The organism is Sphingomonas sp. HITSZ_GF (assembly GCF_029543155.1).
Taxonomy (GTDB): domain Bacteria; phylum Pseudomonadota; class Alphaproteobacteria; order Sphingomonadales; family Sphingomonadaceae; genus Sphingomonas.
The window spans coordinates 51,583-64,598 of sequence record NZ_JARQXA010000006.1; the positions used below are offsets into that span (position 1 = coordinate 51,583).

The window sequence follows — 13,016 nt, forward strand, 5'->3', positions numbered from 1 at the left end:
TCCCCTTTTTGTTTCCCTCTCCCCCTCGGGGAGAGGGAGAAAGGCTTTATGAAACCCGCGCGCTTTCACATCGGTACGAGCCGCAGCCCGGTGGTGACGATCGACGGGTTCGCCGATCCGGCGCCGTGGATCGCGCTGGCCGCGGAGATGGCGCCCTTCCCGTCGAGCAAGGGGACCTATTATCCCGGGCTCCGGCGGGTGATCGGGGCGACGGACGTCGCGGCCTGGGAGATGACCGCGCAATTGCTCGAGGGTGCCGCACCGTTCATCGGCGGCGGCTTCGATTTCGAGGGGTTCGACCTGATCGAGGCGAGTTTTTCGATGGTTACCGCGCAGCCCGAGACGCTCGATCCGGCGCAGCGCGCGCCGCATTTCGATTCGACCGATCCGGCCTATCTCGCGCTGCTGCTCTATCTGAACGAGACGCCGGGCACCGCCTTTTACCGCCAGCGCGCCACCGGCATCGAGGCGGTGAATGCCGAGAACCTGCCGGTGTTCATCGAGGCCGCGAAGCGCGAGAGCGCCGGGCTCTCCGGCTATACCGCCGGCTCCAACGCGCATTTCGAGCAGATCGGTGCGGTGGCCGGCCATGCCGGGCGACTCGCGCTCTACCAGGGGCGGCTGCTCCATTCGGGGATCATCCCCGCGACCCAAGATTTCAGTGCTGATCCCCGCGTGGGCCGGCTGACCCTCAATCTCTTCGTTCGGGGAAAAAGATGATGCGTACCAAGCTTCTTCTCGCCGCCAGCCTGATCGCCTCGGGCGCCGCGCATGCGCAGGACACGCGGCAGACCTATGCCAACCCGATCGACATCGATTACCGCTACAATTTCGAGCAGGTGAACCAGGGCATTTCGTACCGTACCGGCGCGGACCCGGCGATCGTCACCTTCAAGGGCAAATACTACCTCTTCCAGACGCTGGCGGACGGATACTGGTCGTCGAGCGACCTGGTCCATTGGACCTTCATCACGCCGAGCCGCTGGCCGTTCAATTCGATCGTCGCGCCGGCGGTGTGGAGCGACGGCGAGCGCATCCTGATCCAGCCTTCGATGACGCGGCCCGAATCGATCCTGTCGACCAGCGATCCCGACAGCGGCAAGCTCGATTTCTGGGTGCGGCGGATGCCCGAGCTTACCGATGCGGTGGGGGAGGGGAATGTGCCCGAGCCGGGTTCGGGCAAGATCCCGCCCGGCCCCTGGGACCCCGCGCTGTTCAAGGACGATGACGGCAAATGGTACCTGTACTGGAACTCGTCGAACGTGTTCCCGCTCTACGGGATGGAGATCGCGTTCCAGGACGGCAAGCTGATCTACAAGGGGCATCCGCAGACGATGCTCGCGCTGCATCCGGACCAGCATGGCTGGGAGCGCTTCGGCCAGGACCATAGCGGCGGACTGCCCAACGGCACCCCGATCAAGCCCTTCATGGAAGGCGCCTGGATGACCAAGGTGAACGGGCGCTACTATCTCCAGTACGGCGCGCCGGGCACCGAATATAACGCCTATTCGAACGGCACCTATGTCTCCGACAAGCCGCTGGGGCCGTTCGAATATGCGCCGTACAATCCGGTCGCCTACAAGCCCGGCGGCTTCGTGCAGGGCGCGGGGCACGGCTCGACCTTCCAGGACGTCAACGGCAATTGGTGGAACACCGGCACGCCGTGGATCGGCTATAACTGGACCTTCGAGCGGCGCATCGGCATGTGGCCGGCGAAGTTCTGGGCGGACGGGCAGATGGCGGTCTCGACCCGCTTCGGCGACTTTCCCCATTATGCCCCGACCGCGAAGGTGGAGGACCCGGAAAGCCTGTTCACTGGCTGGATGCTGCTTTCGTACAAGAAGGCGGCGACGGCTTCGTCGACGCAGGGTGAATTCGCCGCGGATCGGGTGACCGACGAGGATCCGCGCAGCTTCTGGGTGGCGGGGGCGAACAAGCCGGGCGAGACGCTGACGGTCGATCTGGGCACGGCGAAGACGCTGCGCGCGGTGCAGGTCAACTTCGCCGACTACAAGGCCGGGCGCTTCGGCGATGCGCCGGACATCTATACCGAGTTCGCGCTGCAATCGTCGCTGGACGGGAAGTCCTGGTCCCCGCTCGCGAAGACCGAGGCGCCGCGGCGCGACCGGCCCAATGCCTATTTCCAGCTGCCGGCGCCGGTGCAGGCGCGGTACGTGCGCTATGTCCATGGCCATGTCGGCGGGGCCAACCTGGCGATCAGCGACCTGCGCGTGTTCGGCAGCGCGGGGGGCAAGGCGCCGACCGCGCCGGCCGGGGTGACGGCGGTGCGCGACACCGACGCCCGCAACGCGCATGTGACGTGGAAGCCGGTGAAGGGTGCGGTCGGATATAACGTGCTGTGGGGTGTACGGCCCGACCGCCTGACGCTGACCTATCAGCGCTGGGCCGACCAGGGCGCGGCGCTCGACATCCGCGCGCTGAACCTGGGCGTCGACTATTGGGTGGCGGTCGAGGCGTTCGACGAGAATGGGGTTTCGAAGCGGACCAAGGCGGTGCGGGTCAGGTAGGGACAACAACCGTCATCCCGGCGAAAGCCGGGATCTCGTGCGGCTCCTTCCCCCGCGCCTTCGCCTGAGATCCCGGCTTTCGCCGGGATGACGGCTATTTGCCCAGCCAGCCGCCCCGGAACCCGGCCAGCGCCAGCCCCTTGCGGATCGCCGGGGAGCCCCGCATCCGCTTCCAGACGAAGTCGCTGCGGTAGTTCGCCGCCTGGAGCAGGATCGGGCCCTGGTCGATGCCGATATAGTCGGTGTCGTACCAGCCCTTGGCCGGATCGACCTGGCCCTTTTCCAGCGGCTGCCCCGGCCAGCGGAAGCTGGGATTGAAGGCATCGTAGAAGCCGTATTTGCCATAGAGCAGGTCGCCATGGTCGCGGATCAGCGCTTCGGCCGTGGGAATGACGATCTCGGGCGCGAAGGGCAGCGAGCCGAGTGCGGCGCTGGGGGTGATCGTGCCGTCGTCCCGGCCATCGGGCTCGTCGATCGGGCCGCGCGCGGAATAGCCGAAAAATTCGCAGTCCTTGCCCTTGAACGGCTTGCGGAAATTGCCCGGTCCGTCGCACGCGGCGAGGCCCCAGCTCCGGGCGCCATAGCCGTCCCACCCCATCGGATTGGCGATGCAATAGGCGTGGTTGGCGATCGTCTGGCGGCGAGCATTCTCGAAATAGTCGAGCCCGGCCTGGCGCATCGCGGTGTCGCGGATGCCGCGGAAGTCGATCCAGATATGGCTGTAAAGGCCCGGGAACAACGGCGCGAAGGCGAGGCGGCGGGTCGGCCCCTCGCCGCGCCAGAACCGGTCATAGGGTGCCGTCCAGGCTCCCCAGCTGTCGGCGGGCAGCGGATGCTCCGGGGCGGCGAGGCCCAGGATGTAAACGAACATCCCCTCGTTATAGCCGTCCCAGTTGCGCTCGATCAGGCCGCGGCCGGGATGCCAGCCCATCGACACCGCCTTGCGCCCGTCGGAGCGGAAGAAGTTCCAGTCGGCGCGGGCATAGAGCTTGTGCGCCAGGTCGCGGATCTCGCGCTCCTTCGCATCTGCCCGGTCATAATATTGGCCGGCGAACAGCACGCCCATCAGCAGCAGCGTGGTGTCGACGCTGGAGAGTTCGACGTCGCGGAAGCGGGCGCCGCTGATCATGTCGATGAAATGGTAGAAGAAGCCCTTGTGGCCGATCCGGCCCTCGGGCTCGGGGCCCTGCGGCGATTCCCAGAAGAAGCGCAGCGTGGTGAGCGTGAGGTCGCGCGCCTCGGCCCGGGTGATCCAGCCGCGCTCGACGCCGATCGGATAGGCAGTGAGCGCGAAGCCGACCGAGGCGATCGAGCAGAAGCTGGGCGAGGGATAGCGATCCGGGACCAGGCCATTATCGCGCCGCGCGGTTTCCCAGAACCAGCGGAAGGTGCGGTATTCGATGTCGGCGTACCAGGCCGGCAGCGTGCGCACGGCGGGCGCAGGCTTCCCGCGCGACTGGGCGGCGGCCGCGCCGGGCAGCGCCGCGCCGGCAAGCAGGAGCGAAGACCGCGAAAGGAGCGCGCGCCGGTCGATCATGATCAAAGCCTCATACACGAGAACGGAAAAGGGTTCTGCCCCGGACCTAGCCGCAGCCCAAAAAATCGGGGGCAGCGCATGGGGCGCCGCCCCCCAGGGGGGGTGTAACCAGCGAAGGGCCGTGACTGAAACCGGTTACAGTTTCAGGACAAAAAGAAGCGGAGCCGCACTCACGCATATGCGGCTCCGCCGGGGGAAGCGGTGCGCGGCGCCGTGGTGGCGCGCATCACCAGCTCGGGGGTCTGGGTTTCGCTGGCGCGGACCTGGTCCTTGCCCTCGATCATGTCGATCAGCCGGGCGACGGCGCGGGCGCCCATCTCGGCGATGTTCACGCGCACCGTGCTGAGCGCGAGATAGCGGGCGAGGGGAACGTCGTCGAAGCCGGCCACGGCGATGTCCTCCGGCACGCGCTTGCCGCTGGTGCGCAGGATGTGGAGGCAGCCGATCGCCATGCTGTCATTGGCGGCGAATACCGCGTCGACGGGGATGGCGCCGGCGAGAATCTCCTGCGCGGCGGCTTCGCCCGCCTCTTCGTTGAAGTCGCCCGCGATGATATGCGGCGTGAGGCCCAGCCGCTTGCAGGCGGCGCGGTAGCCGTCGGCACGCTCGCGCGCATCGACATTGCCCTGCGGGCCGGCGATGTGGACGATGTGGCGATAGCCATTCGCATGGAGATGCGCGACCATCGCCTCGGCGCCCGAGCGATTGTCGAAGCGCAGCGCCGGGCGGCCGGGCAGCTCGGCATGGCTGTTGATCATCACCGAGGGCAGCGCGGGCGGCAGCGCGCTTTCGAGCGTGGCGGGCGCGATGTGCGGGGCCATCACCAGCAGTCCGTCGACGCGGCCGCGCATCGCCCGGAGCGCCACCGCGGCCTGATCGCCGTCGTCGTGCATGTTGGAGAGCAGGAGGAGATAGCCGCGGCGGCTGGCTTCCTTGTCCATGCCGCGCACGCATTCGGAGAAGAACTCGCCGTGCAGATCGGGCAGCACCACGCCGATCGCATGCGCGCGGGCCAGGCTGAGGCTGCGTGCGCCGGCATGCGGGACATAGCCGAGCTCGGCCGCGGCCTTGATCACCCGGTCGCGCGTTTCGGCGCGGACATTGTCGAGACCGTTGAGGGCGCGCGATACCGATGCCACTGATACTTCGGCGCGCCGTGCAACGTCGCGAATGGTGGCCTCGCCCATTTAGTCCCTTCTCCCCGGGTCACGCATGTTTCCTGCGTTTAACACCGCTTCGGCGATTGCAATACAAGCTGTCTCAGGAGTATGTAACCGGTTACGGTTGGCGCTCACAAGCAAAAAAGTTTCGCGCCGGGCATGTTCGATATCAAATCCCGGCATGGGTGGTGCCGGGGGTTCAGGAGAGGAAACACGATGTTCGACACCAGGATTTCGCGACGCGCGGCGCTGTTGGGAGCCGGTGCGGTTGCGGCCTGGGCCGCGAGCCCGGCGCGCGCGATGCTGCAGGCGGCAGGCAGCCTGCCGGTGCCCGCCTTCATCGATGCGCTGATCGCCAGGATGACGGTGGAGGAAAAGGCCGGCCAGCTCACCTTGCTGCCCGCGGCCTGGGGCGGCGGCGTCGCCACCGCGCTCAACCCGCCGACCAACGGCCCGAGCTTCGAGGAGCAGCTGGCCGACGTCGAGAAGGGCCGCCTGACCGGCGTGTTCAACGGCAATGGCGCCGAGATGGCGCGCCGCATGCAAACCGTGGCGATGACCAAGTCGCGCCTCAAGATCCCGCTGCTCTTCGCCGCCGACGTGATCCACGGCCACCGCACGATCTTCCCGGTGCCGGTGGGCGAGGCGGCGTCGTTCGAGCCCGACCTGTGCGAGCGTACTGCGCGCATGGCCTCGTACGAAGGCGCCGCGGCGGGCATCGACTGGACCTTCGCGCCGATGGTCGACATCGCCCGCGACCAGCGCTGGGGCCGCACGATGGAAGGCGCGGGCGAGGATACGCTGCTCGGCGAGCTGATCGCTGCGGCGCGCGTGCGCGGCTTCCAGGGCAAGGACCTGAAGGCGAACGACGCGATGCTGGCCTGCTTCAAGCATTTCGCCGCCTATGGCGCTGCCGAGGCTGGGCTCGACTACAACAGCGTCGATATTTCCGAGCGGACGCTGCGCGAAGTCTATCTGCCGCCGTTCAAGGCTACGCTCGACGCGGGCGCGCTGGCGGGCATGGCCTCGTTCAACGAGATCTCGGGCGTGCCCTCGACCGGCAATGACTGGCTGATGCGCAAGCTGCTGCGCGACGAATGGGGGTTCGAAGGCTTCGTGGTGTCGGACTATACCGGCGACATGGAAATGATCGACCATGGCTTCGCCGCCGATGCGCGCGAGGCGACCAAGATCGCCTTCCTCGCCGGCGTCGACATGAGCATGACCAGCGGCTTCTACCGCGATCACCTGCCCGATCTGGTCGCCAAGGGCGAAGTGCCGATGGCGACGCTGGACGATTCGGTGCGCAAGGTGCTGGCGATGAAGGCGCGTCTGGGCCTGTTCGAGGATCCGTTCCGCCGCATCGACCTGAAGCGCGAAAAGGCGCGTTCGCGTACCAAGGCGGCAATCGCGCTGTCGCGCGAGAGCGGGCGCAAGTCGATCGTGCTGCTCAAGAACGACGGCGATCTGCTGCCGCTGCCCAAGAGCGGCAAGAAGATCGCGCTGATCGGCCCGTTCGCCGAGGGGCCGCACGACATCAACGGGCCCTGGGTGGTCTATGGCGACAATGCCCAGGCGATCGACCTGGCGACCGGCGTGAAGGCGGCGGTGGCCGACAAGGGCGCGGTGAGCGTGACGCTCGGCTCGGGCGTGGAGGAGCCGCTGGCCGGCGGCGTGGCGGCGGCGGTGGCCGCGGCGAACGCGGCCGATGTGGTGATCCTGGCGATCGGCGAGGCGGAGAACATGTCGGGCGAGGCGCAGTCGCGCACCGAGATCGTGATCCCGGCGCCGCAGATGGAACTCGCGGAAGCGGTGGCCAAGACCGGCAAGCCGATCGTGGTGGTGCTCAAGAACGGCCGCGCGCTGGCGCTTGAAGGCGCGGTGCTGAACGCGCCGGCGATCCTCGTCACCTGGTTCCTCGGCTCGGAAGGCGGCAACGCCACTGCCGACGTGCTGTTCGGCGACTATAGCCCGGCCGGGCGCCTGCCGTGCAGCTTCCCGCGCTCGCCGGGGCAGCAGCCCTATTATTACAACCATAAGCCGACCGGCCGCCCCAATCCCGAAGGGCCGCTCCAGCCCTACAAGGCGCATTATCGCGGCATCCCGAACTCGGCGCTGTTCCCGTTCGGCCACGGCCTGACCTATGGCAAGGTGGGCTATTCGGACCTGTCGGTGCCGGCGACGCTCGCCTGGGACGGCGAGATCACCGTTTCGGCGAAGATCACCAATTCGGGATCGCGCGCGATCGAGGAAGTGGTGCAGCTCTATATCCGCGACCGGGTGGCAAGCGTGACCCGGCCGGTGCGCGAGCTCAAGGCGTTCCGCAAGCTGGCGCTGGCGCCGGGGGCGAGCGAGACGGTGACGTTCAAGCTCAGCCGCGCGCAGCTGCTGTTCATCGGCCGCGAGAACAAGCCGACCGTCGAGCCGGGGCTGTTCGACGTCTGGATCGCGCCCTCGGCCGAGGCCGAAGGCGTGAAGGCGCAGTTCACGCTGGTGGCCTGAGGCATCAAATCCTCTCCCGGAGGGAGAGGGGGACCGCGCCCGAAGGGCGTGGTGGAGAGGGAATGTCATGAGCGATATCGCCTGCGGCAAGCCCCCTCCACCAGCTTTGCTGGTCCCCCTCCCCCTCCGGGGGAGGATTTAATTGGCCCGCTCCTCCAGGTCCTTCACGATCTTCGCGTGCGCACCCTTGCCGAGCGGGTTGAGCCACATCCCCACCACCGACAGCGCGAGGAACGCCAGCGGCACCAGCGCGATCGTGCCGCGCATCGCGGCGAGCGTGGCATCGCTCTGGCGGACATTGGCGACATAGCCGGCGGCGTCGAACCCGGTGGCGAGCAGCGCGGTGGCGAGGCCGATCGCGATGCGCTGGAGCAGCGCGGCCATGCCGAACACCGCGCCTTCCACGCGCAACCCCGTCGCCTGCTCGCCATATTCCACCGTGTTGGGCAGCATCGCCCAATAGGCGAAGTGCAGCCCGACGATCAGCGCCTGCATCGCGACGAGGAAGAGCTGCATCGGTCCGGCCCGGTCGATATGCACGACGACGAACAGCGCCAGCCCGGCCATGCAGGCGCTCGCAGCGAAGAACCACAGCCCGCGCGTGCCGAAGACGCGCTGGAGCAGCATCCAGCCCGGCACCGCCGCTGCGCCGACGACGCCCATCCAGGCAAGCGCGCTTTGTCCCGCGACATCGTCGCCGACGAAATATTTGAAATAGTAGAGCACCGATTTGTTGAGGATCGTCACTGCGACGATCATCGCCATCATCGCCAGGTTGAGCGTGACGAAGGCGCGGTTCGCGGCGAGGCTCCGCAGGCTGGCGAGGATCGAGGGCGGCACGGCGCGCGCCGGCACGACCTGCTCGCGATAGGAAACGCCGACCAGCATCAGGATCGCGGTGCCGAGGATCGCGAACAGGATCGCCGCGCCGAGATAGGACTGGGCAGCGACCTGGCTGCCGCTGAGCCAGGCACCGAGCGGCAGGGTGCCGCGCGCGACCAGCACCGCCGCCATCGTGCCGAACAGCATGCGCATGCCGGCGAGGAAGGCCCGGTCGCGGCTGTCGCTGCTCACCCGCGCGCTCATTGCGAGATAGGGCACGTTGACCGCGGCATAGGCGGTGCGGAACAGCAGATGACCGATAAAGATGCTCGCGATGCTCCACCAACCGGTGGCGAGCGGCGGCGCATAGGTGAGGACGAAGGCAAGGCCGAGCGGGATGCTGCCGAGCATCAGGAAGCGGCCATAGCCGCGCCCGGGCTCGCGGCGGTCCGCGACCGCGCCGGCGATGAAATTGGCGAGCCCGTCCCACACCGACGCGACCGTGTAGATCGCCGCCGCGGTCGCCACCGGCAGGCCCAGCGCCTCGGTATAATAGAAGAGCAGGAAGAGCATGATGCTCTGCCAGTAGAGATTGAAGGCGAAGTCCCCGAAGGCGAAGAGCAGCAGCCGCGCGCGGGCCGGCGCGGCACGGAGGCGGGCGATCATTCTGGCGACGCCCTTCCGCAAGGTCCGTCATGCTGAACTTGTTTCAGCATCCAACTCTCCCCCGGCGATATCCCCTGTGGCGCGTTGGACCCTGAAACAAGTTCAGGGTGACGGTTGCGGGAAGGCTTATCGGACAATCTCGATCCGCTTCGCGCCTGGCTGATCTTTCAGCGTGAAGGACAGGGTGCGGGCCGAGACGTCGCGTGTCGTGCGGATACCCTTCACCCTGCCATCCCCGTCCCAGCCATGGATCGTCACTGCGATCTCCTTCCACCACGGCCTGTATGCGCCCGCGCGCTTGCCGAAGTCGAGGGTGAGGCCCTGGGGCGTGACCGTGCAGGTGATCTCCTGGCGCAGCGTGGCGCCGTGCAGGCTGGCGCCGTCGTCCCAATAGAGCGCGCCGTGGCAATCGGGGCCGGGATAGACGTGCAGCTCGAGCGGGCCCTGCGGCACCTCGGCCGTGCTGCGGGCGAGCGGCTGGCGCGGGAGGATCGTGCCCGGGCGGACATAGACGGGCAGGCGATCGAGCGCGGGCATCTCCTTGTGCTTCTCCGCGACCGGCAGGCCGCTCCAATAATCGTACCAGCCGGCCGAGGGCAGGCACACGTCATAGGCGCGGCCGGTCTCGTAGCGCGGCGGCGCGGCGACGAGCAGGTCGCGGCCGAGCGTGAAGCTCATCGACTGGTCGCAGGCCGGGGCGAGCTGGGACGGATAGTCGTACCAGACCGGGCGCATCACCGGATCGCCGGCGCGCGCAGTCTCTTCGGCCACCGCATAGAGATAGGGGAGCAGCCGGTAGCGCGCCTCGATGAACTTGCGGCGGATGGCGAGATGCTCGGGGCTGTCGGCCCAGGGCTCGGTGCGTGGGCCGTCCTTGGTGACATGGACGCGGAATATCGGCGTGAACGCGCCGATCGCCACCCAGCGGGTGAGCAGCTCGGGGCTGGCGCCGCCGACGAACCCGCCCACGTCCGCCCCCGACCAGGCCATGCCCGACAGGCCCAGGTTGAGCAGCTGCTGGACCGAGAGGCGCAGATGCTCGGGCGAGGAGCTGTTGTCGCCCGTCCAGGTGACGGCATAGCGCTGGGCGCCGGCATAGGCGGCGCGGGTCATCACGAAGGGGCGGGCGTCCGGCTGGAGCTTCAGCAGCCCGTCATGCGTCGCCCGGGCATTCTCCATCCCATAGACATTGTGGATCTCGGCGTGGGAAGCGCTGCGCGGGGCGAAATCGTCGCTGTCGATCCGGTGGACAATGTCGAGCGGCATCGTCTTGCTCGGCGTCTCGAAGATCGCCGGCTCGTTCATGTCGTTCCAGAAGCCGGCGATGCCGTCCGCCAGGCCCTTGTAGAGCCCGCCCCACCAGGCACGCGTGGCGGCGCGGGTGAAATCGGGGAACACGGCCGGGCCCGGCCAGACGGGGGCGACATAGAGGCTGCCGTCCGGATTGGTGAGGAAATGGCCGCCGGCCTTGCCGCTGTCATAGGGGGCATAGCCCTGATCGGGCGCGGCGGCGATGTGGAGATCGGTGATCGCGACCAGCCGGATACCGGTGCTGCGCAGGTCGGCGGCGAGGCGCTTGAGATCGGGATAGGCCGCGGCATTGGTGGTGAAGGGGCGGTTGCGGTCCTGGAAATCGATATCGAGCCAGATCACGTCGAGCGGGATGCCGCTCTCCCGTGCCTTGCCGGCAATGTCGCGCACTTCGGCATCGGACATGTAGCTGTAGCGCGACTGCTGATAGCCGAGCGCCCAGCGCGGCGGCAGCGGCGCCTTGCCGGTGAGATCGGTATAGCGACGGACGACCTCGGCGGGCGTGGGGCCGGCGATCAGATAATAGTCGATCGGGCCGGCGGGCGCGCCGATCGCCAGCACGCCTTCCTCCCGGTGGCCGAAATCGAACCAGCTGCGGCGGGTGTTGTCGAGGAACAGGCCATAGGCACCGCCCGCGCCGCCGACCGACAGCGCGAAGGGGATCGACTTGTAGATGGGATCGGTGGTGCCTTCATAGCCGAACGCATCGGTGTTCCAGTTGACGTAGCTGGCGCCGCGCCGATCGAACGGGCCGGTCTTGTCGCCGAGCGCGAAATAATGCTCGCCGAGCGGGAGCGCCTTGCGCAGCGTGAAGGCATCGCCCTCGAGCCTGAGCGGATCGGCAGCGTCGGCGGCGATGGTCTTGCCGGCCCTGTCGGTGACGGTGAGGCGCAGCGTAGCCGGATCGACATGGACGACGAGCGCGGCGGTCTCGAAGCCGTCGGTACGCGGGGTGACGGTGGCGCGCCGGCTGCGAACGGAAGCGGGAATGGCCCAGCTGGCATCCTCGGGGAACCGGCCCTGGGGGGCGATCTGCACGCGGAGGATCTCGGGCGTGAGCGCGGTTATCCGGAGGACCGCCGCGCCGCGGACGAACTCGCCGCCGCCCGAAGCCGGGGTCTGCGCCACGGCCGGCAGGGTCCACAGGAGCAGGCATAGGGCTACCAGCATGCGCATGGGGATACTCCTCTCCGCTGCCCGGATCTGGGACCGATTACAGCGCTGCCGAGCCATAGCGTGGGCCGAAGGCGCCGAAAACGGCGATTGTGCCAGCCGGGGCGGTTACACGCGGTTACAATCGCTTACCAACTGCGCGTGTTTTGGGCAGTGCAGCATCGCTAGGCGGGCGCCTTCCTCCACAAAAGGCCCCCGATCATGCCGCTGCGAAACTCGATAGCCCTCCCTGCAGCCCTGTTGCTCGTCGGGTGCGGGGGCGCCAAGCAGATGCCGGCGAAGGGACCCGCCGAAGTCGGCGTGGTCACGCTGCGCACCGAGCCGGTGACGATGACCTCCGAGCTTACCGGGCGGACCACGGCGACGGCGGTGGCGGAGATCCGGCCGCAGGTCGACGGCATCATCAAGGCGCGGCTGTTCCAGGAGGGGTCCTATGTCCGCGCCGGCCAGCCGCTCTACCAGATCGATCCGCGGCTCTACACGGCGGCGCGCAACCAGGCAGCGGCGCAGCTGGCGAGCGCCCAGGCATCGGTGATCACCGCCAATGCCAAGGTCGAGCGCTACCGCCAGCTCGGCACCGCCGACGCGGTGAGCAAGCAGGAGATCGACGACGCGGTCGCCACCGCGCGGGCGGGGCAGGCGAGCGTGCGCCAATATGCCGCGACGCTCGACACGGCGAAGGTCAATCTGGGCTTCACGCGCGTCTATGCGCCGATCTCGGGCCGGATCGGCCGCTCGAGCGTGACGCAGGGCGCGCTGGTCGGCGCGGCACAGACCACTGCGCTGGCGACGATCCAGCAGCTCGACCCGATCTATGTCGACATCCAGCAATCGAGCGACGCGCTGCTGGCACTCCGGGAGAGCCTGGCCAAGGGCGACATGCTGCCGGCCAGCACCAGCGTGCAGCTGATCCTCGGCAATGGCCGCACCTATGCGCAGACCGGCACGATCGAGTTCGGCGAAGTCACGGTCGACGAGAGCAGCGGCATGGTGACGCTGCGCGCGCGCTTCCCCAATCCCAACAACGTCCTGCTGCCCGGCATGTTCGTGCGCGTGAAGGCACCGCAGGCGGTGGTGCAGAACGGCATCCTGGCGCCCCAGGCGGGCATCACCCGCGACGCCAAGGGCAATGCCACCGCGCTGGTGGTGGGCAAGGACAACAAGGTCGAGCAGCGCACCGTCACCGTGGCGCAGGCGATCGGCGACAAGTGGCTGGTTACCGGTGGCCTCAAGGCCGGCGACCGGCTGATCGTCGAAGGCACCGACAAGGCGCGCGCAGGCACGCAGGTGAAGCCGGTCGCGGCGGGCAGCAACTGA

8 protein-coding genes are annotated in these 13,016 nt (G+C 68.0%); 4 read left to right on the forward strand and 4 right to left on the reverse strand.

The annotated features are described in order from the left end of the window. Positions 1-48 precede the first annotated feature (48 nt). A complete protein-coding gene (locus P6144_RS16925; RefSeq protein ID WP_277768989.1) occupies positions 49-720 on the forward strand; it encodes a DUF6445 family protein in 672 nt (223 codons plus the stop codon). Beyond that, a complete protein-coding gene (locus P6144_RS16930) occupies positions 720-2,528 on the forward strand; it encodes a family 43 glycosylhydrolase (RefSeq protein WP_277768990.1) in 1,809 nt (602 codons plus the stop codon). Before P6144_RS16925 ends, P6144_RS16930 begins: the two co-directional genes overlap by 1 nt. Positions 2,529-2,622: 94 nt before the next feature. Here P6144_RS16930 and P6144_RS16935 read toward each other — a convergent pair whose 3' ends face one another. Both P6144_RS16935 and P6144_RS16940 read right to left on the reverse strand, forming a co-directional pair. Beyond that, on the reverse strand, positions 2,623-4,065 hold the full coding sequence (locus tag P6144_RS16935; RefSeq protein WP_277768991.1) for a glucoamylase family protein: 1,443 nt from the start codon (positions 4,063-4,065) through the stop codon (positions 2,623-2,625). 170 nt (positions 4,066-4,235) lie between these two features. Further along, on the reverse strand, positions 4,236-5,252 hold the full coding sequence (locus P6144_RS16940; RefSeq protein ID WP_277768992.1) for a LacI family DNA-binding transcriptional regulator: 1,017 nt from the start codon (positions 5,250-5,252) through the stop codon (positions 4,236-4,238). 189 nt (positions 5,253-5,441) lie between these two features. Between P6144_RS16940 and P6144_RS16945 the strand changes: the two genes are divergently transcribed. Further along, positions 5,442-7,727, forward strand: coding sequence for a glycoside hydrolase family 3 N-terminal domain-containing protein (locus P6144_RS16945; RefSeq protein ID WP_277768993.1), 2,286 nt, complete (start codon positions 5,442-5,444; stop codon positions 7,725-7,727). A gap of 138 nt (positions 7,728-7,865) precedes the next feature. Here the strand turns inward: P6144_RS16945 and P6144_RS16950 are convergent, their stop codons facing one another. Next, complete coding sequence (locus tag P6144_RS16950; RefSeq protein WP_277768994.1) at positions 7,866-9,215, reverse strand: glycoside-pentoside-hexuronide (GPH):cation symporter; 1,350 nt, start codon at positions 9,213-9,215, stop codon at positions 7,866-7,868. 126 nt (positions 9,216-9,341) lie between these two features. Beyond that, positions 9,342-11,702 (reverse strand): TIM-barrel domain-containing protein, encoded by a 2,361-nt coding sequence (locus P6144_RS16955; protein ID WP_277768995.1) that lies wholly within the window; start codon positions 11,700-11,702, stop codon positions 9,342-9,344. 267 nt (positions 11,703-11,969) lie between these two features. Here P6144_RS16955 and P6144_RS16960 point away from each other — a divergent pair, with 267 nt between their 5' ends. After that, positions 11,970-13,016 (forward strand): efflux RND transporter periplasmic adaptor subunit, encoded by a 1,047-nt coding sequence (locus tag P6144_RS16960; RefSeq protein WP_277768996.1) that lies wholly within the window; start codon positions 11,970-11,972, stop codon positions 13,014-13,016.

Coding starts and splice junctions, on each gene's coding strand:
- P6144_RS16935 (WP_277768991.1), bottom strand. CDS start 4,065: ATGATCGACCGGCGCGCGCTCCTTTCGCGGTCTTCGCTCCTGCTTGCC.
- P6144_RS16960 (WP_277768996.1), top strand. CDS start 11,970: ATGCCGGCGAAGGGACCCGCCGAAGTCGGCGTGGTCACGCTGCGCACC.
- P6144_RS16925 (WP_277768989.1), top strand. CDS start 49: ATGAAACCCGCGCGCTTTCACATCGGTACGAGCCGCAGCCCGGTGGTG.
- P6144_RS16955 (WP_277768995.1), bottom strand. CDS start 11,702: ATGCGCATGCTGGTAGCCCTATGCCTGCTCCTGTGGACCCTGCCGGCC.
- P6144_RS16940 (WP_277768992.1), bottom strand. CDS start 5,252: ATGGGCGAGGCCACCATTCGCGACGTTGCACGGCGCGCCGAAGTATCA.
- P6144_RS16950 (WP_277768994.1), bottom strand. CDS start 9,215: ATGATCGCCCGCCTCCGTGCCGCGCCGGCCCGCGCGCGGCTGCTGCTC.
- P6144_RS16930 (WP_277768990.1), top strand. CDS start 720: ATGCGTACCAAGCTTCTTCTCGCCGCCAGCCTGATCGCCTCGGGCGCC.
- P6144_RS16945 (WP_277768993.1), top strand. CDS start 5,442: ATGTTCGACACCAGGATTTCGCGACGCGCGGCGCTGTTGGGAGCCGGT.